This window comes from Paenibacillus sp. NPDC056579 (assembly GCF_042793215.1).
Taxonomy (GTDB): Bacteria; Bacillota; Bacilli; order Paenibacillales; family NBRC-103111; genus Paenibacillus_S.
In genome coordinates this window covers 202,248-226,824 of record NZ_JBHTVD010000004.1, presented here as the reverse complement: position 1 = coordinate 226,824, position 24,577 = coordinate 202,248, and the positions used below count along the sequence as shown (strand labels likewise).

Annotated in this window: 16 protein-coding genes; 3 read left to right on the top strand and 13 right to left on the bottom strand. The window is 49.8% G+C overall.

The genetic code is table 11. The features are described from left to right. Positions 1-290 precede the first annotated feature (290 nt). On the top strand, positions 291-1,166 hold the full coding sequence (locus ACFQ88_RS17980; RefSeq protein WP_379455044.1) for a DMT family transporter: 876 nt from the start codon (positions 291-293) through the stop codon (positions 1,164-1,166). A gap of 169 nt (positions 1,167-1,335) precedes the next feature. Beyond that, positions 1,336-2,706: a phospholipase D-like domain-containing protein gene (locus tag ACFQ88_RS17975; RefSeq protein WP_379455043.1), complete on the top strand. Its 1,371-nt coding sequence runs from the start codon at positions 1,336-1,338 to the stop codon at positions 2,704-2,706. 342 nt (positions 2,707-3,048) lie between these two features. Here the strand turns inward: ACFQ88_RS17975 and ACFQ88_RS17970 are convergent, their stop codons facing one another. From ACFQ88_RS17970 to ACFQ88_RS17960, 3 genes are all read right to left on the bottom strand, one after another. Next, entirely contained in the window at positions 3,049-3,822 is a 774-nt protein-coding gene (locus ACFQ88_RS17970) for an SGNH/GDSL hydrolase family protein (protein ID WP_379455042.1), read from the bottom strand. Positions 3,823-4,028: 206 nt separating this feature from the next. Further along, complete coding sequence (gene pelA, locus ACFQ88_RS17965; protein WP_379455041.1) at positions 4,029-5,777, bottom strand: pectate lyase; 1,749 nt, start codon at positions 5,775-5,777, stop codon at positions 4,029-4,031. A 212-nt stretch (positions 5,778-5,989) separates the two neighbouring features. Continuing rightward, a complete protein-coding gene (locus ACFQ88_RS17960; protein ID WP_239625870.1) occupies positions 5,990-6,826 on the bottom strand; it encodes a phytanoyl-CoA dioxygenase family protein in 837 nt (278 codons plus the stop codon). Positions 6,827-6,974: 148 nt separating this feature from the next. Between ACFQ88_RS17960 and ACFQ88_RS17955 the strand changes: the two genes are divergently transcribed. After that, positions 6,975-7,874 carry an AraC family transcriptional regulator gene (locus tag ACFQ88_RS17955; protein WP_379455040.1) on the top strand — a complete coding sequence of 300 codons (900 nt, stop codon included), beginning with the start codon at positions 6,975-6,977 and terminating at the stop codon, positions 7,872-7,874. 7 nt (positions 7,875-7,881) lie between these two features. On the opposite strand, the gene ACFQ88_RS17950 is transcribed toward ACFQ88_RS17955, so the two are convergent. The 10 genes from ACFQ88_RS17950 to ACFQ88_RS17905 form a co-directional block, all read right to left on the bottom strand. Continuing rightward, positions 7,882-9,555: a response regulator transcription factor gene (locus tag ACFQ88_RS17950; protein WP_379455039.1), complete on the bottom strand. Its 1,674-nt coding sequence runs from the start codon at positions 9,553-9,555 to the stop codon at positions 7,882-7,884. A gap of 12 nt (positions 9,556-9,567) precedes the next feature. After that, on the bottom strand, positions 9,568-11,304 hold the full coding sequence (locus tag ACFQ88_RS17945) for a sensor histidine kinase (protein ID WP_379455038.1): 1,737 nt from the start codon (positions 11,302-11,304) through the stop codon (positions 9,568-9,570). A gap of 139 nt (positions 11,305-11,443) precedes the next feature. Then, on the bottom strand, positions 11,444-14,431 hold the full coding sequence (locus ACFQ88_RS17940; protein ID WP_379455037.1) for a family 78 glycoside hydrolase catalytic domain: 2,988 nt from the start codon (positions 14,429-14,431) through the stop codon (positions 11,444-11,446). A gap of 37 nt (positions 14,432-14,468) precedes the next feature. Beyond that, positions 14,469-15,356, bottom strand: coding sequence for a carbohydrate ABC transporter permease (locus tag ACFQ88_RS17935; RefSeq protein WP_379455036.1), 888 nt, complete (start codon positions 15,354-15,356; stop codon positions 14,469-14,471). A 15-nt stretch (positions 15,357-15,371) separates the two neighbouring features. Further along, on the bottom strand, positions 15,372-16,256 hold the full coding sequence (locus tag ACFQ88_RS17930) for an ABC transporter permease (RefSeq protein WP_379455860.1): 885 nt from the start codon (positions 16,254-16,256) through the stop codon (positions 15,372-15,374). A 97-nt stretch (positions 16,257-16,353) separates the two neighbouring features. After that, a complete protein-coding gene (locus ACFQ88_RS17925; RefSeq protein ID WP_379455035.1) occupies positions 16,354-18,006 on the bottom strand; it encodes an extracellular solute-binding protein in 1,653 nt (550 codons plus the stop codon). A gap of 308 nt (positions 18,007-18,314) precedes the next feature. Then, positions 18,315-19,475: an iron-containing alcohol dehydrogenase gene (locus ACFQ88_RS17920; protein ID WP_379455034.1), complete on the bottom strand. Its 1,161-nt coding sequence runs from the start codon at positions 19,473-19,475 to the stop codon at positions 18,315-18,317. 136 nt (positions 19,476-19,611) lie between these two features. Beyond that, entirely contained in the window at positions 19,612-20,955 is a 1,344-nt protein-coding gene (locus tag ACFQ88_RS17915; RefSeq protein WP_239625886.1) for an ABC transporter substrate-binding protein, read from the bottom strand. Positions 20,956-21,111: 156 nt separating this feature from the next. Next, the gene (locus ACFQ88_RS17910; RefSeq protein ID WP_379455033.1) at positions 21,112-22,641 is read right to left on the bottom strand and encodes a response regulator transcription factor; all 1,530 of its coding nucleotides are present in this window, start codon (positions 22,639-22,641) and stop codon (positions 21,112-21,114) included. After that, a complete protein-coding gene (locus ACFQ88_RS17905) occupies positions 22,616-24,484 on the bottom strand; it encodes a cache domain-containing sensor histidine kinase (RefSeq protein ID WP_379455032.1) in 1,869 nt (622 codons plus the stop codon). Before ACFQ88_RS17905 ends, ACFQ88_RS17910 begins: the two co-directional genes overlap by 26 nt. Positions 24,485-24,577: the final 93 nt, after the last annotated feature.

The following is a 24,577-nucleotide window of genomic DNA, read 5'->3' as shown; positions in this document are numbered from 1 at the left end:
TTGGAATATTATAGTAAGTACAAAATCTATTTAGAAGTTGTTGATACTATCGGATATAATAGAATGTATTGCAACTTGTACATCCAAGTCCATTTTGCCTACTTTATTTCTAGGAGGGTAACCATGGTTAACTTTATAGCTCCTCCAGTAATGCCTTAACAGTAGAATCTGCTGTCAAGGTACTTACTGCAATTTGCTAGTCCTTTCCGTAGATTCTACTGTATGCATGCAAGCGGCCGAGAACATCTCATTGCCAGCACATCATATAAGTAGAAGGCGGGAATAACCCAATGAAAGAAAAATTGTATTTCATATTGTCGATGATCATCTTCGGTGCAGTCGGAGTGTTTGCCAAGTTTATTGATATGGCTTCAAGTGAAATAGCTTTATTCATGAGTCTTATCGGCGGCTTGCTATTGCTCATCATCAGCATCTGCACGAAGCATACATTCTCTTGGAATAGGATTAAATCCAATAGCATTGCTCTCTTCTTGGCAAGCTTCGCATTATGCGGCAACTGGATCTTTCTTTTTCAATCCTACAAGGAAACGACCATAGCCAATGCTGCGTTAAGCTATTATTTTGCTCCTGTTGTGGTCATCATGCTGTCGCCTCTTGTACTGAAAGAAAAGCTTTCATTCCAAAAAGTGAGTTGTGTCGCAGCCGCTCTGTTCGGTTTGTATCTCATTTTGCCAAACGGCGGAATGGAAAAAGCTGAACATCACCTGCTCGGTATCTTTTATGGACTGATTGCTGCGGTCTTTTACGCCGTCCTAACCCTAGTTAACAAATTTATCCGCAACTTGCATGGGTTGGAGAACACTTTGATCCAGCTAGTATTATCACTTGTCCTGCTATTGCCTTATGTTATTTATACAGGAGGCTTTACGTTATTTCAGTTGGATGGAGATTCTGTACTTTTGATGCTGCTTTTGGGGATTCTTCACGGGGGAATAGGATTCTACCTGTTTTTTTCAGGAATGAGCGGACTCAAAGGGCAAAGCATTGCCATCTTAAGCTATATCGATCCGCTAACTTCATTGTTTATTTCAGCCATAGTTTTGGGTGAAAAGATGTCAATACTGCAATTGATCGGCGCTGCCTTGTTGTTGGGCTCAACGTTTGTCGGTGAAGTCAGCATCAAAAAGAAAGATCGCAGCAGGTAAAAAACTTTTGTTTAGAGCTGATCCGCTGCTCTTGGTCAGGCTCAGTAAGCTGTCGTCCGTTACTAACGGCGTCAGCTTTTTGTGCTGCAAGCATTACAAAATATTAACCTTTTTCCAGCCAAGGCTATGATACTATGACCTTATCTTGTTTAGCTAAGGAGGATCCCTCATGCTTACTTTACAGTCGCATATCCCCTATCTTGAATCCCGATCCTACCCCGTGCGATACGGGAATGCCGTCCATCCGCTTGTAGACAGCGCTCCTACCTTTAGACGCATCTGTGAGGCTATAGAAAATGCGCAGCAACGTGTCTGGCTCTCGGTTACTTTCATGACGCCGGATTTCCAGATGCCTGATGGCCGTGGTACCATACTGGATGTGCTGGATCGAGCGGCAGCGCGCGGACTGGACGTCCGGCTTCTCTCCTGGCGTCCTAACCCCGAGAGCAGCGGTTACGGACAAGCCTTTGCAGGCACTAAGGCAGACCGGGAAATGCTGGCGTCACGGGGATCGCGTTTTCGCGCTCGTTGGGATCGAGCACACGGTTACTATTGTCAGCATCAAAAAATTTGGCTTATCGATGCAGGCTTTCCATCCGAGACGGCCTTTGTCGGAGGAATTAATCCGACCTTCAAGACCTTCGAGCCCGGTCATATTGGAGAAAATCAACGCCACGACATTTATGTCGAAGTTACGGGACCGTCCGCGACCGATGTTCATCATAACTTCGTCCAAAGATGGAACGAAGCCAGCGAGAGACATGAAGCCGATGGGGTCTGGGGCCATACCGGCGAGGATGAGCTGCCCTTTCCAACTCTACTATCCGCTCCTCGAGGAAGCACGCCGGTACAAATACAGCGGAATATTAATGCGGGTCGATATCACAGCAGTCATCCTGCTCCCGGAGGGGACCCGTATCCACTTGCTGAAGGCGAGCATTCGGTTTCTGAGCAGTATCTGAAGGCGATTGATGCCGCTCGCAGCACCATCTATATCGAGAACCAGGCGCTTCCCATTCCGGAGATCGCTGCCAGGCTGGAAGAAGCTCTGAAGCGAGGCGTCGACATGGTTCTGCTTGTTCCTGCCGATCCCGAGGAGCATGTTCGTGCAGCGCGCAGGAATCCGGAACGCAAAAGTTTCTTCGAGCCTATAGAGGCGCTCGGCCGCTATGAGAACTTTACTTTGGCAGGAATTGCCGGTCCGGACGGCCAAGGCGGACGAAGCAGCATTTACGTTCATGCCAAAGTTATGCTGATAGACGACGTGTGGATGACTATCGGCTCGTGCAACCTGCATTCGAACTCGTTCTTCGGCCACTCGGAAATGAACGCGGCGATATGGGATGAGGGAGCGGTGCGCAAATTCCGCCGGCAGCTTTTGACCGAGCATCTGGACCAGGATACCGGACATTTGGACGATCGCGCTGCTCTGCAGCTTTACCGGAAAGTTGCAGAGGAAAACCGCCTAAAAGCAGAACGCGGAGACTTTCACTGGCAGGGACTAGCTTTTAGACTGGAACCGACAGCTTATGGTGAATAATTAATTGTGCGGCATCTTGAACCATGATGGTTTAAGGTGCCGTATGAATTATCTTCTAAAAGCACGGACGATTGGGGTCAGGGAGATATCCGCAGAACTGAACGATTCTATCTTGGAGGCGTCGCCAATACAGCCATTCCATATGTCTTCATACCCATCTTCTCCGTTCTTACTCATCAAAAGAAAAGCATAATTTCTATATTTTCCCATTCTATCAGCTCAATTAATGGATTGCTACTTTTCCATCTGCAGATTCAAAGGTGGGTAATCCCTCACTGCAGGCAGAAAAAATAGGCAGCCTCCTTAACGGCTGCCTATAATAAGTATGAAGCGGGCACCAAGCTAATCCCGCCGCTGCGGCTGACCACTCTTCTCACTGCTTGATTTTACAGCCTCCGGATTTGTTTCGACACGCTGACCGGATATTTTCCTGGCAACCACGTCAGCAATAGCGCGGTACCCTGCCTCATTCGGATGGATGGTATCCTGCATGAACGGATGCTCCGGCCGTACCTGACGTCCGAATACAAGGCTCGGGATATCAAGAACATCCACTCTCGGATCATAGTTCCGAAAGCTTTGATACACCTCCCACAGCTGATCGGAATATATCTGGGCCTTTTCTTCTATTTTATCCAGCTGGATATAGCTCCACCGATTCACGGACAGGAACGGATTCGGTATTCGAAGCAGTACCACGCCGCGAGTTTCCTTCAAGAGCCTGTCCACGGCGAGCTTCAGATCAGCTTGGATAAGCTCGGGACTGCTTTCCCTAATGTCGTTAATCCCATAGGATACGATATACAAGTCAGCCTGGTCTTGAATCACGCGATCAAGCGTGTTGCCGTGAGAAGCGATTTGGTTCACAAAATGATGCAGCGTGTTGCCGCTGGAGCCTCGATTGCGGATATGCGCCCCTTCCAAAAGGCCTCCAGGCGCTCCATAGATGGTGGCCAGCTGATCATAGAATCCATCCGCCGCTTCGGTTGTGCTGTCGCCGACGAAATCGATCAGCTTGCCTGATTTGGGGATTTGATAAAACTTCTGAATCGACGCGGCAGGCTCCGCGGAGGACGAATAAGGAAGCAGCAATGTCAAGATTACGGTGAATGCCAAGCTTCGTCTCCACATGCTATGAATCATTCTGAACTGTCCTTTCTTGGTAAAAGTTGCGATGTCATTTGTTTCCTCATGTACTAAGGTTCCCTGCTGGAGTCACTTCATACCAAGCATGATGTGTTTGTACAAATCCTATCTTTCCTAGCTGTAGCCGCAAAAAAAGCTGCCGGTTGCCGACAGCTTTTATCGAACCAATTTATTTTTTACGGATTCGCTGTACCTTTAGTCGGCACGGCCTGCAATGTGACCGGAACCGCAGCGTTCCCGGCAGCATCAACCGCCGTAATCGTAATGTCGTTCATCCCCGGATGAAGCTGGATCGGCGCAGACGTAAAGACCCGTTTGTCATCCACTTGCGCACGGATACTATTGACGCGTACCTCCGCCTTCTCGTTTACCGTCCCGCCAAGTATCCAAGGCGTTATGTCAATATTATAGTGATTGCCTGTCTTTTTGCCGATCGGCTGAAGCGAAATCTCCGGTGCCATTGCATCTTCGACTCTCTTCATATCTCCGACATTCAGCGATTGACCATCGGCTGTTTGCGAGCCGTTACCTACAACCTTCACATAGACACGATTCTCAAAATAGCCGATAGTATTTGCCGTCTTCAGCAAATTCAGCGGCCAGGAGCCTCCCCAGCTATAGCCGTTACGGCGCTCAGCCTCGATCTCCAAAATATTATGCTTGATGATACCGTCCCGTCCAGAGAAAATAGGCAGGTTCGTTCCAATTTCATAAAAGCGGTACCATGAGGTGCTCGCGGGGTCCGGAACGAAATACACATTGTTCTTATCGCCGGAAACATACTTGATCCCGCTAAGCTTATTAGCGTCAAACCATTGTAAAGCGCTCTGGATGGCTGCGCTCACTTCCGGAGTTTGATTAGGCTGCGCCATCAAATACTTGACGATCTCCACCGATTCGGACCCGGAAATCGACGGATGCTCGTAAGCTCGCGCCTCCCGCGGCTCGTAGGTGACCGGATCATGCTGTGCGCACCATGCAGTGAGCACGCCATTTGCCGAAATCTGTGATTTCAGAATATAATCCAATCCGCGGTCCAAACTTTCCTGCAGCTTGCTCACCGACTCATTCGCTACAATGTCGCTGTTAAACGGATAATCCCGTTTCTTCGCCATCGTAAGGACATTCATTACACGCATCATCGCATTATCGTTATATGTGACATAATCGGAGTAATTGCCACGCGCCGGATACACTTGCGGCCAGCCTCCGCTCGGATATTGCATCGTCAGAAGAAACTCCAGCCCTCTGTTCACAGCTTCCTTATAGCGGGCATCGCCTGTCTGCTTATACATGACGGAGAGGAACAGAATTTCATTCGTAGTGGCATTATTGTCGATAGTGCCGATATCCTTGCCTTCTTTGGTCCGCCAATCGGACTTGGCTTCCTGACCGTCCCAAGCACGTCCGTATTTATCGTTCATACCGTACTTGTACCAGCCGCCTTCCGCCGTTTGCCACGTAAGCAGGAAATCCGCCTGCTGAATATCTTTGGCTGCGTCACCCGAGTAATAGGCTGCCTTCTGAAATGGCACGCTTTTCGGATTCTCCTTCACCGGTCTCGTGATGGTAGCGTCCGGATTCATGGCTTCTTGGGTTTCCAGAACAACTGTTGTTCTTCCCTGTGCATCCGTCTCCTCCGACGCATTCACAACTGTAAACGCTTTCGTAAAACTCGGATTTAAAGTGTACCAGTCTCCCATAGCCGCCTGCAGCTCTAGATCGGCTGGATTAAAGCTGCTCAGCTTGCCGTTTAAAGTCACTTTTACTTTCGTCGGCGCGATAGCTTCTGCCTTGACGATCTTCGGTGCTTCGGCTGCGAAAACGTTGGATCCCGTAGTAACCGGTTGGGCGGAAAGCATCAGCATTCCGAGCGAACACATCGCTGTAAGCAAAACTCGCTTCTTGATTGGTTTCGACAACATCATTAAACCTCCTAGACAATAGTATGAACCGCAGCAAAGAATTGGTTGCCTTGCCTTGTCAGCCGCTAAACCTGATAAGGCCGCCCTCTCATTGTAATGGATAATTCAGATGAAATTCTTGCCATAAATTTGTTCATTCCTGCCATTTATTTAATATATTTGTCCATTTATTCAAAATGAAAAGCCGCTCCGAGGAGCGGCTTTATTCATTATTACATGCCTTCAGCCTGCGAAGCCGGATAGACTACAGGAAAATGCGGACCTTGCAGAACAGCTCCCGGTTCCACTTCAATATAATTGTTCATGACATGATTGCCGACCGGTTCGTATCGCGTATACCCGGGCATATAATGAACGGCTATCGCACGCCGCTTGCGTTCGGATCGGTTGTGCGGACTTCCATGCCAAGTCATGGAATGATGATAGCCGACCTGGCCTTTCTTTATTTCAAAAGGTACCGCGTTGATCTCCGCATCGGGCGGAAGCAGTTCAGGCCGCCGGTGGACCGGCATAAAATTGGCGTCGGCGGCCAAATAAGGCTGGTGGTTGCCCCAACGATGGCTGCCCGGCACCATCCACATGCAGCCGTTCTCTATGGTGGCATCGTCCAAGGCTACCCAGGCGCTTACCAAATCCGGCGGCTGAATGATCGGCCACAACGGATGATCCTGGTGCCATCGGGTCGGCCCGCCGATAACCGGCGGCTTGTATTGGATCTGATCGTGCCAGATGCGCACGGTGTCGGTGTCGCACAGCTGAGCGATTTCCTCGCAGATGACGGAATTAGCGGCATGGCGGTAAAAAGCGTCGCTGGCCATCCAGATGTTAACAATTTGAATGACCGTACCGGTTGTGGACATTTTCATTCCATAATCCGGATTTTTGTCATTGAGCAGATCTCTTTGAAGCGCCGGCTTTTTCACGGACTTTCCGTCGATAACAGCGTCCAGCTCCTCGCGAAGCACCTCTACCTCATTTTCACTTAATACCACATCGCCTTTGATGAACCCGTTGATGCGAAACTGCTCGATCTGCTCTGACGTCAACATTCGATAATCCCACCTTTTCTTGATATTGGTTGTTGATTTATAATTGAATTATAAGCCCCGGCAGCTGCAAAATCGTTACAGTTTCCACGGCACAATTTGCACTTTTCACAGATTTCAATGCCTGTTATCCCACGAGGGGGTTCCATTAATGAGCAAACCGTTTATGCATTTGGGTGAGCTGTCTTTGCTTCAGCCGACAGTCCATTTCATACGCATCACCCGTTCGAAGCCCGGTCAATCATGGGGACCCCGGACGATATCCGACTGCCACTTGATCTATATGCTCTCAGGGGAAGCAACTGCAGTAGTTGGTGATCAAAAGTGGAGACTGCAACCGGAGCAATGTCTTTTCTACGGAACTGACAGTGTGTCGGAGATCGTGGCTTCGGAATCGGATCCTGCCGCTTTTTACAGCCTTCACTTCGACTGGAACGCACCGACCCCGGCGCCGATGTCCGAGCCGCAGCTGCTGGCGGGCATCCGCAAAAGCACGCACAACGACCTTGGGAGCCCTGCGCTCACCTACCAAGTCCATGTTCCTCCGCACGGCTTGATCACGATTCCCCACTATTTCCGCTTTCCCGGTGCCGAGTCTATACTCGAGCTAATCAAGCGGGAATTCGATGCTCAGGAGCCGGGCTTTGAATTGGCGCTGCGCGGCTTGATGGGACGCCTCATTGCGGTGTGGGTCCGTCAGCAAATAATGCACTCCGAACTAAACGAAGAAAATAAAAAAATCGCCCCGGCGCTCAAAGCTGTGGAACAACAGCCTGAAGCGGATTGGACGATCGGTGCGTTGGCGGAGCTATGCGGTTACCATCCGCACTATTTTGCGGAAATCTTCAAGGAGGCAGTGGGAATGACACCTAAAGCTTATCTCATCGGCCTGCGAATGAAACGAGCGAAGCTGGTTCTTCTGGAGGAAGAAACGATCGAGCAGGCTGCTTTTAGAATGGGATACCGAAGCCTGCATTATTTTTGCCGCCACTTCAAGGAGGAAACCGGACTCACTCCGTCCGAGTTCAAGAAGCAGTTTCGCGACCTGTAGCTTCCGTCTAATTGACATGGCGCTCCCGGTACTCTTGCGGGGTCAGCAGCATCTCTTTCTTGAACACCTTCGAAAAGTAATACGACGTTTCAAAGCCGACCTGGACGGCAACCTCATGAATTTTTAGGTGGGTGTGAACGAGCAGCTCTTTAGCTTTATTTAAGCGAACAGTTTTGATGTAATCCGAGAGACGCATTCCCATCGATTGTTTATACAACCGGGATAAATAAGCGGGATGCAAGGCTACGAGATCGGCCAGCACGTCGAGGGACAAATTGTCCGCAAGATGCTGCTCGATGTACTGATTTACCGATGTGAGAATTCGGCCTGTTCGATTACGCTGCTCATGTCCCTTCACCGAAAACAGCAGGTCTGCAAGCTTGGTGAAATAGGTCTCCGCCTCTTCCCACGATTGAAAGCAGCGTTTGCCCAGCAGCGGCTCCATATTCATTCGCTCAGACAGGGTCTGCATCAGCTCCGATTGATTGATATGCGATAAATAGGCGGCAATTAGCGCATGCTGAAGCTCGATGACATAAGGGTGGTAATCGGAATTTGCCAAGCAGGAATGTGCGAGCTCGGTTATCTCTTTGTACAATTCTGCAAACGGTTCCTTATCCCCGCTCTCCAAGCAGGTTTGAAGCTGCTTCACTTTTCTCAAATGGAGGACGACTTCCTGCTTGATCCTCCCCATTCCGTGAGCGCCGCCGCCACCATGTAAGGACTGCGAATCTTGCTCCGACACGATGATTCCATCCCCCGGTCCGAGCCCCATCCACAACGACTGCTGCAGCTTAACATACTGCACGGGGACGTCCAGCCAATCTACAGCAGCGCTGCTGACTGACAATGAAATCGGCAGCTTCATCAGCTTCTCATAGGTCGACTGGATATCCGACATCGTTCCCTGAACGAAGGTCACGCACGCTCTCCACTCCGCCTCCCCGATTTCACCCTTATTGTTCTTCGGTTGAATAAACCATACAAAGTTGGATGTAGGAAAAGAGCAAATCATATGCTTCGTCGAATCCAGATACTCGACCGCGATATTTTCCAATGCATAATGCAGCAGCGATTTGTCGGTCGGGCGTGTGCCGTCCGGCCACTGATCGATGCGTCCGGCGACCAGCATGACCTTGGCATGGCGGGTAAGGGGAAAATAAAGCTCCTGGAACCGTTCCGAAGTCACTTGGCTTCGCGGCATCTCCCCTTGCAGCAGGCTCCACAAATATTCCTTCTGGAGCATGGGTCTTGCCGCTTGCAGCTGCTGCTCCGCACGGTACATATATTGCTCCAGCACCATCTCGTTTTGCAAGCTGGTTAATGCTTTATTCACTGCAGCGATAATGGCGTCATCCTCTTCAATTTTCAGAATAAAATCAAACGCGCCGTTGCGCATCGCTTGCTGAATATAGTCAAAATCATTATAACCTGTCAAAAAGATCACCTTGCAGCGGGGCCATAGCTTGTTAATTTTTGCTTGCAGCTCCAAGCCGGTGATGCCGGGCATATGAATATCCGTGAGCACGATATGGATCTTGGTCGACTCGATGATCGACAGAGCTTCCGGCGCGGAATAAGCGCGATACACCTCCAGCTCGACGAGACGCCAGTCCAGCAATTGCTCATACAGCATATTGACGATCCTGGGTTCGTCATCAACGATTAGAATATGATACATGGGCGTACCTCCTTAATCCATGGGAATGATCAGCTCCACCTTCAGTCCGCAGCCGGGAGCATTCGTCAGCTGAAGCCCGCTCAGGCCGCCGAACCGCAGCTTCAATCGGCGGTGCACGTTAACCAGGCCCGTCGTTTCCATGTCCTCGCCTAGCTTCGCCAGTTTCCGGTTCAGGTCGGCAAAGCCTTCTTCATTCAACCCTTCCCCGTTATCTTGAACGGTTATAACCAAGCAGCGGTCATCCCGGCAGCCGAAGCTCACGTTCAATAAGCCGTCTCTTACTTTATTGCGCATGCCGTGCTCGTATACATTTTCCACAACGGGCTGCAGGATGAGTCTGGGAACTCGGAGATGCTCGAACTGCGCAGGCAGCTCGTCGAACTCGGCGCGGATTCTTTCTTCAAACCGGAAATTCTGGATCTGCACATAGGTTCGGGCATAATTGACCTCCTCTAGAAGGATCACCTCGTCAATATGCGTTTTCGTAATAAACCGGAAATAAGAGCCCAAATAGCCGGAAAGCCGGTTAATGTTGTCATATTCCTCATATTTGGCCATGCGGGACAGAACAAAAAAACTGTTATACAAAAAATGCGGGCTAATTTGCGATTGAAGCTGGCGAAGCTCCGATATGTTCGCGCGGTACTTCTGCTCGACGACCTCATGAATTAACTCATTGATACGTTTTACCATAACGTTGAATTGCTTATATAAGTAGTGAAACTCATCGGAGCGGTCCTGTTTGATGCTTACGGACAGATTGCCGCTCTCCACGCTTTGAAACGCGCGGACGAGCTGTCTCATCGGCTGATGAATTTGCCGGAAGATCCAGTATGAGAATACGAAGATGACGAGCAGCGAAATGCCGGAAAGCTTCCAGAACCATTCCCGGTACCGGTGCTGGGACCCGAGCATCTCGGCCTCCGGCATATACATAAGCAGCGTAATCCCCAAGCTCGGGGACGACTCGTAAGAGATCCAGTAGCGCTCACGGTTCAATTCGACGACACGGAAGCTTCCTTCGGCAGACTCGGTCGGAGTCAGCTCGATCAGCGGCTTAATGGATTCGGCCATCTCGGCGTCCGGATCGCTGGATACGGTCCAAGCGCCCCCTTTTCCGATGACCATGGCCCCGCCGCTCCCGTCGATCTTTAGCCTGCTCAGCACTTCGGTGAGCTCTGGCTGAGATAGCTCGGCGCTCAACAGAAAGATCGGATCGACCTTGTTAATCAGCGCCAAATCCGAATAAGGGAAGCTGATAAACAGTCGGTCCCGCCAATAGACAAACGGATTGCTCAGCTCCTTGCTCGCCGCCTTCAGCCCCTCGTACTGCTCGGCTGGAAGCTTATCATACAGGGTGAGCGAGGAAATCATCCTGTCCTCTGAAGGAAGGAACGCGGTAGTTTCCGCTATGTAGATGCTGGAATTCATCATCGCCTTCATTCTCGTGTTGACAGAATAGACGGCTTCCCGGAACTCGATGTCGCTAATGATCGACGCGGCTGTACTCAGCTTCCGCAAATCCTTATCGTTGACGAATTCCTTTTGCATATGGACGATGCGGTTAAATTCATTCTCCAGCAGCCTTATATAGAAATGAACGCGCGATTGCATGGAATTTTCGACTTCTTTTCGGACAGTCTGCTCTCCGAATTCATTCATTTTCATACTGATGATATAGATGGGCGCTATGACAATCAAAAAGGTGAATATCAGCTTCGGATAGATGCTCAACAGCTTGGCCCGCAACACCAACGCCTCCTTTATGCCATAGCGATTCGACAAAAAACAGGAATGTCCTTTTCCTTGGAAAGGACACTCCCGGACTTAACGAGAAATTTACATTGGCATGGGTATTCCTATGGATATTTTGCTGCGGCTCAATTTGTTAACCAATCCGATAGATCTCGACGGTACCCTGCACCCCATCCGGCAGACGGGCTTCCACATCGACTTGCTCAGGAAGCCATATTTGGAGCTGCATATTCCCTTTGTCATCAAGCCTCCAAGCTACGTCAACCGCTCCTTCCCGAGGCAGCGGTACGCTTCCCCTTGCCCATGAAAGGCCGCAAACCTTCGGCTCAACGGCAATTTGATTCCAGCCCGAACGCTTAGCTTTGACCCCAAGAACATGGGCCCCCAAAAAATAGCCGGGCGCCGCAGACCAGGCGTGACAATGGCTGCGCGTAAGCTCTGTCGGAATGATCCGGCCGTCGGTTCGTTTCGGATACATCTCCCAGCAGGCGGTTGCCCCGTACTCAACCATAGTCCCATATTGTTGTCTTATATCGTCGATCATTTGCTTATGTAAGCCCGCATTCACAAGCGCCTCATAATAAAAGAACGACATGAAGGGGCTTCCGATCGGAACGAAGTGAGCCGGCGGCTCAAGAAGATACCGCTCCAGCCGCTCCTTGCGTCCTCCTTCCGCTAAACCGCATAAATAAGCGACTACCTGCGTTTGCATACTGAATACGGACGAGCGGCGGCCGTCCGCGTGAATGCAGTCCAGATAAGCTCCTTCCTGCTCCGACCACAAATGGGTTTGGATGGCCGCAGCAAGCGCCTCGGCTGATTTCGTATATAAGTCTGCTTTTTCCGCGTCTTTTTTGCATAAGTCATGCGCCAATTGGGCTGCATAGCGCAATGCCTTGACGAGAAACATATTTTGATGCGACACGATGCCTTCCCTCGGCTGATCCATCGGCGCCCAGTCAAGGAAATTCCACGCATTCATATATAGCAGCCCTTGTTCATTCAGGTGCACCAAATAATGATCCAGCGTATATTCGATATGGGGCCATATCGTCTCGGCGAATATAAGATCACCCGTACGCTCCACATATTCTTGACAGGCTTGAATCCAGAAGAACGTCCAATTCGGGATAACGCTGCTCCAGCCGCTTGGAACTTGGTCTGCGTAGAGAGGAGTTTGGCTTTTGGAGCCGGGAACGAGCTCCAGGCATCGCTTGACCAGCTCCTCGGCTCCAAATAAATAGTAGCCGATCAATGCCTCATTGCGGCTGTCCCCCACCCAGAAGGTCTGCTCGTATGCGGGACAGTCGACAAACGTATCCTCCATACACAGCTTCGTCGTATGCCGGCTGATCTCCCAAATATCATTCAGCAGCGGATCCGAGCATTGAAATTGTCCGATTTCCGCTACAGGGAAATGACTGAGCTCGGCTCTTAAGCTATACAACTTCACAGGCGTTGTTGCCCCGCGAACCGTAACCATGAGATAACGAAAGCCTCGTCTGACCGGTGAAGTATACTGCTGGCGGCCTTGACGGCATACATAACGCAGCGAGTTCTCCAGATAGTACGTATGCTGGATCCAGCCGTCCCGCATATGCTCAAACCCGTATAAGTCGATAATCGTCCCCTCTTCGGCCTCCAGCTCGAACGTAATATAACCGCTTATTTGACGTCCGAAATCCATGATCAATTCGGTATCCGCCTTATCGTAGACGGGGATCACGGCAGGAATCGAATGCGCCATTACGGCATTCTGCAGCTGTTTGGGCAGCGCAATCGGTTCGGATTGTTTCTTCATCATCGCGAGAGCCAATACGGATTCCCTGCTCACGTAATCCAATGCAACCGGACGCAAGAAGGAGTTGAAGCGGCTAAGCTCACTGCAATCCGTAATCTGACGGACGGCCCGAAACTCCTCAATGATCCTGCGATCCGAGGTCGTCAGATCATCCGGGAGGTGTCCGTCGGCCCGGGCGCATAATTCAATCAGTCTTTGCTTGGATTTGGCGGTTTGATCATATTGATGATCTATATATTCGTAACCCTCAAATGGCCCTATGGACACAAAGGGAGACTCATTATCCTTCAGAATATCGATTGTAGAACGGAGAGCAAACGGTTGATCGCAATCTATAGCCATAAAAAGTCCTCTTCCGTGGTCACTTCCCGCCAATTCAATGATTAGAAGATTGTCGCCCGGTTGAAGCTCCACGTCCAAATATTTTTCCGATTTATTGCTTCTAAAGGCTCCTTTAGGATAATGAACGCCATTCATAATGACACCGTTCCATAGCGGAGGCGCGTAAGGGAAGCCAAGTACCGCTTGGGCCGCCGCCCCTCCGAACAACACAATCCTTGTCGCCATAAATCCGGCGTAGACATAAGCATTGGCATGGTCCTCACAGCCGGGGAACATGTGATTACGCAGATCGAAGCAGGCCGTCCAAGGTACAGGAACGGTTCGGCTTAAGGACGCTACCCGTTTCGGATATACGGTCTCCTCCGTTAGCGGCGGAATATCCCGCGGCATTACATCGTGCCATGGCGCCATACCCGCAGGACCGATGATTCTGGCCCCCTTCCACTCCGAATCCTCATAACCGTGCTGAACCCACGATTCGTCCCATCTCCCGGCATCGATTCGTTCCGCGAACGCATGCTGACAGGACATACGCTGCGCTCTCGGATCTTGACCTAGGTGACGCGATGCCTTCCATGAATCGTCGGTTCCTACCGTTTGCAACGAACCGTCCTTTGCCTTGAAGTCCAGCTGGGCCAACAATCCCCCTCGTCCTCGGACATAATAGAAGGTCGACACACCGAAATGCTGCACCAATACGGCAATCGTATTCAATTGCCCCGGCTTCATCAAATAGCCGACGTCATAAGTATCATAAGCGAGCTCAAAAGGCCAGCTCCGCACGGGGCCTCTGCCTACTCGAACCCCGTTCACATACAGTACGTATCTTGAATCGGCCGTAATCGATAACCGGCCTTCTGGATTCTGATCCGGGCAGGTAAAGGTTTTGCGGAAGCACCACCATGCATTCCTCGGACTTTCCTCACCTTCACCCCAAATCCACTGCGCTTTCCACTTCGTCTCCTCAAGCTCTCTCATCTCTTATCCCCTTCCCAACCCTATCGTCGGGCAGCCCCTATTCCTTGACACTGCCTAGTACGATTCCTTTCATAAAATATTTTTGCAAAAACGGATAGACGAGCAAAATCGGCAGCGAGCCGAGAAAAATTTGCGCCGCACGGGTCGTTCTTTCCGAAATCGTCTCCGCTTCCCTAAGCGCATCCTCATTGCCCAGCGCGGTAAAGTCGAGCTTAATAATGATCGTCCGCAAAAATGTCTGTAATGGATAATGCTCCGGAGACTTCATGAAAATCATGCCGTCAAACCAGGCGTTCCAGTGACCCACTGTGGAAAATAACGTTATCGTCGCCAACGCCGGGAACGATAGCGGGATCATAATCCGGATGAGCATAGTCCAATGGCCCGCTCCGTCCATAAATGCCGCCTCCTCCAGCTCTTTGGGCAGCTGTCGGAAAAAATTCAGCAGCAGCACGACATTAAATACCGGCACCGCTCCAGGTAAAATCAGAGCCCAAATCGTGTTCATTATGCCGGTCTCTCTAACCGTCATATATAACGGGATGAGCCCGCCATGGAACAGCATCGTGAAAACGACAAACCACACATATGCCGTCCGCCACGGAAATACCCGAGGGTCCTTAGACAGCGGATACGCCATAAGGATGGTAAGCAGCAAATTAATAGGTACTCCGAGCAGCACCCTTTGGACGGTAACTCCCAAAGACCGGATGAAATCCGGTTTATCAAGCACGAACCGATAAGCGTCCATAGTGAAATCGACGGGCCACAGAGTGACGAAGCCCGAGGAAGCGGCTTGGTTGGAGCTGAACGAAATCGCCCATATATGGATCAACGGTAAAATACAGAGTAATGAAAGCGTTATTAATATTACATAAATTGCTGTGCTAGCCGATCGGGACAGCCAGGTCCGGTCCTCTACCAAGGAAGCCCCTCCTCTCTAAAAGATGCGGTAATTCGCAAATCGGTATGCAAGGTAATACGAAACCGAAATGAGAACAAGCGAAACAACCGATTTGAATAACCCTACCGCCGTCGCCAGTGCATACTGTGCTTGCACCAGGCCAATGCGATATACCATCGTATCGATGATATCTCCTGTTTCGTAAACCGTCGGACTGTATAGATTGAATACCTGCTCAAAGCCGGCGTTAAGGATTTGCCCGAGACTGAGCGTAGCCATCAGAATGATAATCGGCGACATGCCGGGCAGCGTAATGTGCCAAGTTTGCTTCCATCGGCCTGCACCGTCCATTACGGCTGCTTCGTACAGATTGGGATTGATACTGGTCAGCGCGGCCAAATAGACGATGGTGCTGAAGCCGAAATCTTTCCACAGATCTGAACCTACGAGGACGTAAGGGAACAGCTTCGGCTCGCCCAGGAAATAAACCGGCTCCAGCCCGAGCATTGTTAGAAACTGGTTAACAATACCCTTGGTCGGCGAGAGGACATCGATCATAATCCCCCCGAGTATGACCCAAGACATAAAATGCGGCAAATAGATGAGTGTCTGCACACTTCGTTTAATAAAACGGATTCGCACCTCATTGAGCATGATCGCGATAACAATAGGAAACAATTGGCCCGCAATGACTTTCATCACCGAAATATATATCGTGTTCCAGATGACTTGGTAAAAGTTCGGCAGCGATAACAGGTAGCTGAAATTATCCAGCCCAACCCATTTGGAATGAAACATCCCCTTGGCCGGAATAAAGTCTTGAAACGCGATGATAAATCCGACGAACGGCCAATAATGGTAAACCAGGAGCAGAATCGCTCCCGGCAGGAACATCAGGTGAAGCGGCCATCTGGAATACATGGATCCCCTGCGCCGGGGAGAAGCGGCACTGTTTTCGGCTTCTCCAGGCGGGGCGACAGCTGTTTTGGTCGTCATGGGACGGTATTCACCTCGCTCATTACTTTTTCTGTTTGGCGTACCAATCGTTTACTTCCTTGGTGATTTCAGCACCACCCAGCTTATTCCAGTTGTCAACGAAAGAATCGAACGTATCGATCGGCGCGCCGAGAATAATTTTCATGAACGTTTGCTCCACCAAGTCCCCTATCGTACTGTTTCGCTTGACCATGGCACTGGTAGGGATGCCGTAATAAGCATCGGGCAGCAGCAGATTCTCGTTGACATATTTATTAACGATGCCGAGCGAGCCCTCCGGACCGAATATTTTGGCATAGTTCCACATCGATTTGTCTCCGTCCAAATATTGCTTCACTTGCGTGAAGTTGCCGACCTGCTCGGGGTTCAGGATGCTCTTGTCGCCCGTCTTTAAGGCCTGATTGATTTTTAAATAATTATCGAGGTTTTTTCTCGCGCCATAGGTCCGTACCGTGAAATATTTGTGAGTCGGGAAATTGTTGTCATAGGCATATTTGAATTCGGCTGTTTTGCCAAAATATTTCTCTACCCACAAATTCATCATTTTTACGATGGCTGCCGGATTTTTAGATTTTTTGTTCACGACGAAGTATACCGGTGGCGCCGACGAGATTTGTGCCTTTGCCGGAGTGTTGTCGATGGATGGCAGCGGGTAGCATTCCCAGATCGCTTTAGGGTCGTTTTTCATCGATTTCGCCAGATTGGATAAAGGATCGGCCATCGCTCCGTATACCATTCCGACTCTTCCGGATGCCACATCTTCCTGCAGCTGCGGCGTCCCCTTTACAGAAAACTCTTTTTCAATCTCGCCGGCCTTATACATTTCCTGCAGCTTCGCCAGAGCCTTCTTCATTTCAGGCTGTACGATGCCATGGACCAAGCCGCCTGTTTTCGGATCGACGATCCACTGATTCTTATACGCGTGGAATCCGTTGAAAAATCCGGTCATCCCGCCGAAAGCGCTGAACAGATCTTTGCGGAAGCCGATGCCGACCGTATCGTTCTTTCCGTTCTTGTCCGGATCGTTATTTTTGAAGGCAGCCGAAATTTTATAGACGTCATCCATCGTTCGCGGCTCGGGCAAGCCCAAATTATCGAGCCAATCCTTGCGCACCCAGAGCATCGTCGCCCCGTCCATGGCAGCTGTGGTATAAGGAAGTGCCATCATTTTCCCGTCGAATGTCGCCGAGCGAAAACCCACGTTGCCATCCTCTCGCAGCTTTTCATCCGCGAGCGGCGATATATGCTTTTTATACACCTCGGTTAAATCAGCCAGCATATCGGCATCTACCAGCTGCTGCAGCTGGGTCGGGGTGACTTGGAATATGTCCGGCAGCTCGCCGGAGGCTATCGATACGTTCAGCTTCTCGTTATACTGCGTTTCATCCACCGTCCAGTCACTCTTGATCTGGATGCCGTACTCCTGCAGCAGTGTCCGCGTCCATAAGTTGTTGCTCATCGAATCGCCTTCGGGAAACGTCGTATTAACCGCTTGCGACAACACCATAGACACTTGAATTGGCGGGTCGTACTTGCCGACTGGTTCCGTATCGGCTTGTGTACTGGCTGTCGCGGGAGCTTTCGGGTCTTCTGCGGAGCTGGAGCAAGCAGTCAGTATGGTCAATAGAGTCAGCGTAGAGGCGAGCATCGCCGAATAGGTTCTTATTTGTTTCAATGAAATTCCTCCCACACATTATTGGTCCTTCCAGCCTGGAGTCCTTACACTACCTAAGTGTAGCGAATGCATGGCAGCGGAACTAGAGAAATATCTTTACAAACGATGTACTTTCTTAACCTGGCGTTTAGATTTTTTGTAAACATGAACCATATTACGATTTCGTTCTGCCTTGTATTCATTGCATGCAAAAAAGCAGGCAGCCAATACGGCCGTCTGCTTAGCTTGTCGAGAACCCTGTGATAATGACAAATCTTTATAAACCCCGAGCAAAGTCCCGATGCTGCAAGGTCCTGTCTGACCTAGTATTATGGCAGCAGCTTACGGTAAATCCGCTCCAAATCCGGAATGCTGAGCTCCTTCCGATTGTTGCTCATGAGGCGTGTAACCTGGGACGCTGCAGCGGCCAGCGCGCTGATATCCGAATCGGTGACTCCGAACTCGCTTAAATTTTGCGGGATTTGCAGCTCCTTCGTCCAAGCTTCGATCTGTTGGACGACGCGCTCGGCCACCTCGCTTCGCGAATCGCCAGCCGATCCAAGCCCCATCGCTATACCAACTTCCATCAGCCGCTCTTCAATCGCATCCATAATGTAATTCATCACATGCGGCAGCAGCATCGAATTGGCTACGCCGTGCGGAATATGATATTTCCCGCCCAATGGATAGGCCATGGCATGTACCGCAGCCGTGCCGGCTCCCGTCAATGCCATGCCGCCGAGCATGGACCCCATCAGCATGTCCCCGCGGGCGCGCACCGAGCCGCCTTCATGATACGCGGACGTGATGCTGCCCGATATCAGCCGGATGGATTGAAGGGCGAACGCATCGCTTAGCGGATTCGCTTTGTTGGAAATATAGGATTCCAACGAATGTGTGAATGCATCCATCCCCGTCGAAGCCGTAATGGCTTTGGGAAGCTCCAGCGTAACCAGAGGATCAAGCACGGCCAAATGTGGGAGCAGCCATTTGCTTACCGCGCCTATCTTCAGCTCTTCCTTAGGCAGCGTGACGATAGCGTTTGGCGTTACTTCCGAGCCGGTGCCTGAAGTCGTGGGAATCAGCATCATCGGAATGCCTCGGTTTGGAATCTTATCCACACCCAGCATTTCAGTAACCGGCATAGGATTGGTAAACAGGACCGATAATAGCTTGACCGCGTCCAGAACGCTACCGCCTCCAAATCCGATGAGGGCGTCCGGGATGTCCGATTGGATATCACTGAAGATTTCGGTCAGCTGCTCGGCCGTCGGCTCAGGTTTGATTTCCTTATTCACTTCCCAGCTGATGTTCAATTCATCCAGCTGCTTGGTAAGTAAAGCGACATACCCCAGTCTCTCGACGCTGGGTTGGGTAAAAATGAGAACTCTCCTCAGTGGTCCCAGCTCATGAATATATTCCTTCAACGACTGCAAAGACCCTGCGCCGCTTATAATTCTACGGGCGGTTTGAAAGCTGTAATTTGGCATTACTATTCTCCCTTCAGGCAAAGCTATCTACTTCGCTTTGATATATGTTATATACAACATGTATTGCTCCCATTCAGTTTAGATGCAAGCTTCCTGACTGTCAATGCCCAATCAGGCATGTTTGCTCCTCCACTAGCTATTCGTATTCGCTGATGCCGCCTTCCTTCTGAATTTTGATGGTCTCCTCGATCCCTTTGTTCATCGAATCGTTGGTCATTCGGAGGGCGGTAAGACTATCTTTGGATTCTGTCGAGATGAGCTTCCACACCATGTCCGTATTTTCGTTGATAAAGGTAAGACCCGGCTTCCGTAACGGCGGCTTCGCACTGTTCAAAGCAAAGAGCGATTGGACTCGCTTGCCTCTCCACTCCGGCACGAGCTGTCCATAAGCTTGCTGAACGGCGGGATCCAGCAGCGGTGACATCACGCCTTGCTTGGACATTTCAATCTGCACCTCCGGAGATAACAGGTAAGCAATCACTTGAAACGCCAAGTCCTTCTTGGTCGATTGATTCGTAATGAACATTCCGTTCGTATTAGGCTGAAATTTGGACTTCGGAGCTTCCGGAAATACGGGCACGGAGGACATATCGAAGTTCAGTTTTTTATTACCATTGACGATTTTGGTCACATTTTCCATCGAATCGACGATCATCGCAATTTTTTCCTTGGCAAAATCATTCGTCTTCACCAGCTGATTGCCCGGGATATCATAGAACCGTCTAATATTGTCTGCAATTTTCTTCCAGTTATCCGTCACCATGGAAGCCTTATTCTCGTTAGGATCGAGTCCGGGCTCCGACAGCTGATTAAATCGCAGATAATGGGCTGGATTCATCTGAAATCCTTTGTAAGTGATGTCTCCGTCCTGCCTTGTCAGCTTTTTGGCCAATTCGTAAGCCTCATCCCAAGTCATACCGTCTTTGGGGTAATCGACTCCGAACTTGTCGAAAATATCCTTGTTGTACAGCAGGACCCACTCGTTAGAGTTAAAAGGAAGCGAATACAATTTGCCGTCCGACGTATTGATGGAATGCTGCATATCGGCCGGGTTCAGCTTGCTCGTATCAAAGTTGTATTTCTTAATCATCTCGGTCATGTCATATTCCATCTTGAACCTGCGAACTTGGCGGTACGTATTGCGGCGGACCTCATCGAAGACGATATCGGGAATCGTGCCTGCTGCAATCAGATCTTCATACCGTCTGCCGGGGTTATCCCAGGCTACATGCTTGATTTTAATATCCGGAAACTTCTTCTTAATAAATTGGCCGACCTGCTGTTCGAAGATCTCTTCCTTGACGAAATAAGCGGGCCAGGCGGTAAAAATGAACAATTCATTCTCTGCCGGAGGCAAATTGGTTTGTGTTGAAGCCGTTTCGGCCGTTCCTCCTGCCTGACCTCCTTCTCCGCCGTAGCACCCTGCCAAAAGGACGAGCGCAGAGCCTATCAAACAGCTATTCTTCCATACCTTTTTCATTAATCGATCCAACCTCCTGATTCTTAAATTCGCTGCCTATTAATACGATCTTACTCGTATGACGGCGGGATGGTAACGGTAACATTTTAAGAAAAGTGGACTGAATTAATCTCTTTCTCATGATTTCTTTTATAGGCAGCTGCCTCTCATGTCAGCTTACCGGTGAAGCCTCTGAAATTCTCCCGGCGTCGTTCCTGTCATTTCTTTGAACACGCGAGAGAAATATTTGGCATCCGAATACCCTACCCGCTCTGCGACTTCAAATGTTTTTAGCCCGCTTCCGATCAGCAGCTGCTTAGCTCTAGTAATTCTAGTATCTTTAAGAAACGCTGTAAAAGATATGCCCAGTTCCTTTTGGAACAAGGAGCTTAAATACTCGGGAGTAATGTGCAAGGAATGAGCCAATGCCTCCAGCGTGATGCCCGAATGATACCGGTCTTTAATAATCTTCAGGCATTTGTTGATAACAAGGCTATAGGATGATGGGGTCCGATCGAAGGCTGCGCCAATTCTATCGACAGTTTCTCTTAGGACGCAGCGAAGCTCGTTTGGGGTTTGAACTAGTGACAGCCGGTGGTAGATCTCCCCCGGTCCAAGCGCTTCGCCAAGTACCGCACCTGCTACATGAAGCATCGCCGAGACCAGACGAATGCCCGCGTCGATGACATCTTGCGGATCTACAGCCTCGCTCATGCATTGACTAACAAAGCAGTCCGCCTGCTGAATCAGCTTCTCTTGATCGCGATTGGAGACCGCTTCCTTAATGCTCCACTCCTTCTGTGCCGGATAGGCGAATGGTTTGTCAGGAAGCTTCTCAATGAATTCGCGGTTGTAACAACGGCAGTTCTGAACAAGTGACCATTTGCGAATGGCTCTCGCTTCCAAGAAGGCTTCTTTCAGCTGACGGAATTGGGGTACATGCGCCCACGTCACCACCAAATCATCTAATGACAAAGACCGAAGCTGCGCATGCAAGTGTTCCCACAATACATTCGGACGATACGATGCCGAGAATGGCGTACGTTGCAAATAGATCATGATTTCGCTATGCTCAGGAAAATTCTCCATTACAACCTCCTGCACACTTGGTTCTTGTTTCAAGGCGCTGCGCAACCTTTCTTTTACCTCCGTCGCAGACTGTTCGTACTCCTTGCCTAGATAGACGGATGCTGTATAACCGTCCACAGCCGCATCGTCTGCCAGCCACGGTTTGATGCTAGGAGGAACATGATCCCAATCCCACTCCGCTTCCGCAAGAAGCTGCTTGATCCAGTCTTCACGATCTGGCGAACGTCCGTCTATATACGATGACGAGCATTCTGCTTCCGCTCTCAATAGAGCCTGCTTTAAATCATCCGCTGTAACCGGCTTAAGCAAATATTCAATCACTGTACCGAATTGAAGCGCCTTGCGGGCATATTCAAAATCGGAATAGCCGCTCAAGATGATCGTCCTAGGAGGTGATCCTCCGCCCTCCTTCAGCTTCTCCAGCATCTCAATCCCGTTCATGACCGGCATCCGAATATCCGTAATGATCAAATCCGGCTTCAACCTCCGGATCGTGCCCAGTCCAACGTCCCCGTTCTCGCACTCCCCGACTACCTGATAGGCATCGCTTACTTTATGGATGAAACGGACAATGCTATTGCGTATTTTCTCTTCATCCTCCACGATTACGATTCTCATTATCCATCACAGCCTCCTTCGGATTATCGAATTGTATGGGTAACAGCAGCGTTACTTTCGTGCCGCAGCCCTTTTGACTCATGATCCTGCACTCCGCCGCTTCCCCGTAATAGAGATGCAGCCGGTCCATAACATTGCGGACGCCGATACCGCTGCCTGCAGCATCCGACTTATCGGGATCAAGGCTGCCATTCTGCATGCTGCTTACCGAAGCTTCATCCATCCCGCAGCCGTTGTCTTCTATTTCAATACATAAACGCTGTATTTCTGTGATATAAAAACGGATATGGAGCTCTGCTCCTGTCTTCATTCCTGCAAAACCATGTACAAGCGAATTCTCCACAAAAGGCTGAAGCAGCAGTTTATATAGCTTGGCTTCATTCAGTTCAGGCTTCAGATGGACGTAATATTGAAAGGAATCGTTGAAACGATGCTTTTGCAAATACAAATAATGCTCGAGCCACTCCAGCTCCTTGGCCAGCGGGACCATCTTGTTGCTGTGACTGATACTGTATCGAAGAATGAGCGCAAGCCCTTTCAGCATACGGCTGATGTCATGCTCGTCTTTTTCAATAGCCATCCAGTTGATCGAGTCCAGCGTATTATACAAAAAATGCGGGTTGATCTGTGCCTCCAAGGAACGGATTTCCGATTCTTTCTGCTTTTGCACAGCACATTTCGTTTCTTCCATCAGTTCGTTGATCGTCGCCATCATTTTATTGTAGCTTGCAGCAATAATGGATATTTCGTCTCCGGTGCGCTCCTCGACCTTTACATTCAGATTGCCACGCTCCGTCTGCTTCATTGCGTTGACGATGGTATGGATCGATCGGGTCAGCAGTCCCGAGAAATAAATGATAAGCAGCGTGGAAAACAGAAAGACTACGCTCCCGGTCCAAATGTTAAGCTTCTGCATGGCGTACAGCTCTGCAAACATCTTCTTTTCACTGGTAACGTTTACAATAGTCCATCCGGTTTTCTCATTGGGGTAATGGTTGATAACGGAGGCCTGCCCTAAAATGACGGCTGCTTCAGGAAGACTGCTGTCCGAAAAACGCATCGTTGTGTCGTCCAGCAGATCATCAAATCGGGCTCCGATCTTACTTTTATCAGGAGAAGAGACGATGATGTTATTCGCGTCAATGAGGTAAATGGTACTATCGATGCCATTTGGCGATGAAGCTGCTGAAGTGTTGCTGATCGCGTTCGCCAAAACCGACTCATCCAGCGTCATGACGATGTAGCCCATCCTCTCCAGCCGGCCGGATGAAATGCCGAACAGTTTCCGGGCAATATGAAAGCCGTATTGCGCATCCTTGCTGTCCGTTTTCAGTTTTTCCGCAGCGGTTATGAGAGGTCCCTCCTGCATGCCGTTAAGCTTCATGATCAAAAGAAACGGCGTGCCTTCCCGTTCCGGATTCCAGGTCATATCCGTGTCCTTATCGTACGATAACAGGATGTTTCCATTCTTATCGAAAAAGGTGAAGCCGCGAATCCCGGCTTTGGAATTCGTATATCCTTCGAATGTTCGTTGCAGCGTATCGGAGTAAACCAACTGCTCAAAATCAGAGCCGTACAGCATTTTTTTAGTAGAATGGACAACCTCTTCGTTTAACATTAATTGGTACAGCGTATCCTCATACATGGATAAGGTAGCGTTCAAATGCTTGTTCGTTTGAATCAAATGATGGGTTACGAGATCGTTGATTTTCGTTGTCATCGTTTGCGTTGAATTCATGTAGGTGATGTAGTGCATAACTATGGACGGCAAAAACACGACCAGAACAAAGGTAATGATAAGCTTATTGCGATAGTTTAATTCAAGCCTATTGAATTTGAACATCAACTGCCTCATCAATTCATCTTTTTCTACAATAATAATACTTGCCGCTTAACTTACTATAGTGGATTTCGTTCATTTTAGTCTGCGATACTA

What these genes read in the sequence shown, in the direction of transcription:
- ACFQ88_RS17905 (WP_379455032.1), bottom strand. Translation starts at nt 24,484, where the DNA reads ATGTTCAAATTCAATAGGCTTGAATTAAACTATCGCAATAAGCTTATC.
- ACFQ88_RS17940 (WP_379455037.1), bottom strand. Translation starts at nt 14,431, where the DNA reads ATGAGAGAGCTTGAGGAGACGAAGTGGAAAGCGCAGTGGATTTGGGGT.
- ACFQ88_RS17930 (WP_379455860.1), bottom strand. Translation starts at nt 16,256, where the DNA reads ATGTATTCCAGATGGCCGCTTCACCTGATGTTCCTGCCGGGAGCGATT.
- ACFQ88_RS17920 (WP_379455034.1), bottom strand. Translation starts at nt 19,475, where the DNA reads ATGCCAAATTACAGCTTTCAAACCGCCCGTAGAATTATAAGCGGCGCA.
- ACFQ88_RS17910 (WP_379455033.1), bottom strand. Translation starts at nt 22,641, where the DNA reads ATGAGAATCGTAATCGTGGAGGATGAAGAGAAAATACGCAATAGCATT.
- pelA (WP_379455041.1), bottom strand. Translation starts at nt 5,777, where the DNA reads ATGTTGTCGAAACCAATCAAGAAGCGAGTTTTGCTTACAGCGATGTGT.
- ACFQ88_RS17960 (WP_239625870.1), bottom strand. Translation starts at nt 6,826, where the DNA reads ATGTTGACGTCAGAGCAGATCGAGCAGTTTCGCATCAACGGGTTCATC.
- ACFQ88_RS17980 (WP_379455044.1), top strand. Translation starts at nt 291, where the DNA reads ATGAAAGAAAAATTGTATTTCATATTGTCGATGATCATCTTCGGTGCA.
- ACFQ88_RS17950 (WP_379455039.1), bottom strand. Translation starts at nt 9,555, where the DNA reads ATGTATCATATTCTAATCGTTGATGACGAACCCAGGATCGTCAATATG.
- ACFQ88_RS17915 (WP_239625886.1), bottom strand. Translation starts at nt 20,955, where the DNA reads ATGAAAAAGGTATGGAAGAATAGCTGTTTGATAGGCTCTGCGCTCGTC.
- ACFQ88_RS17955 (WP_379455040.1), top strand. Translation starts at nt 6,975, where the DNA reads ATGAGCAAACCGTTTATGCATTTGGGTGAGCTGTCTTTGCTTCAGCCG.
- ACFQ88_RS17975 (WP_379455043.1), top strand. Translation starts at nt 1,336, where the DNA reads ATGCTTACTTTACAGTCGCATATCCCCTATCTTGAATCCCGATCCTAC.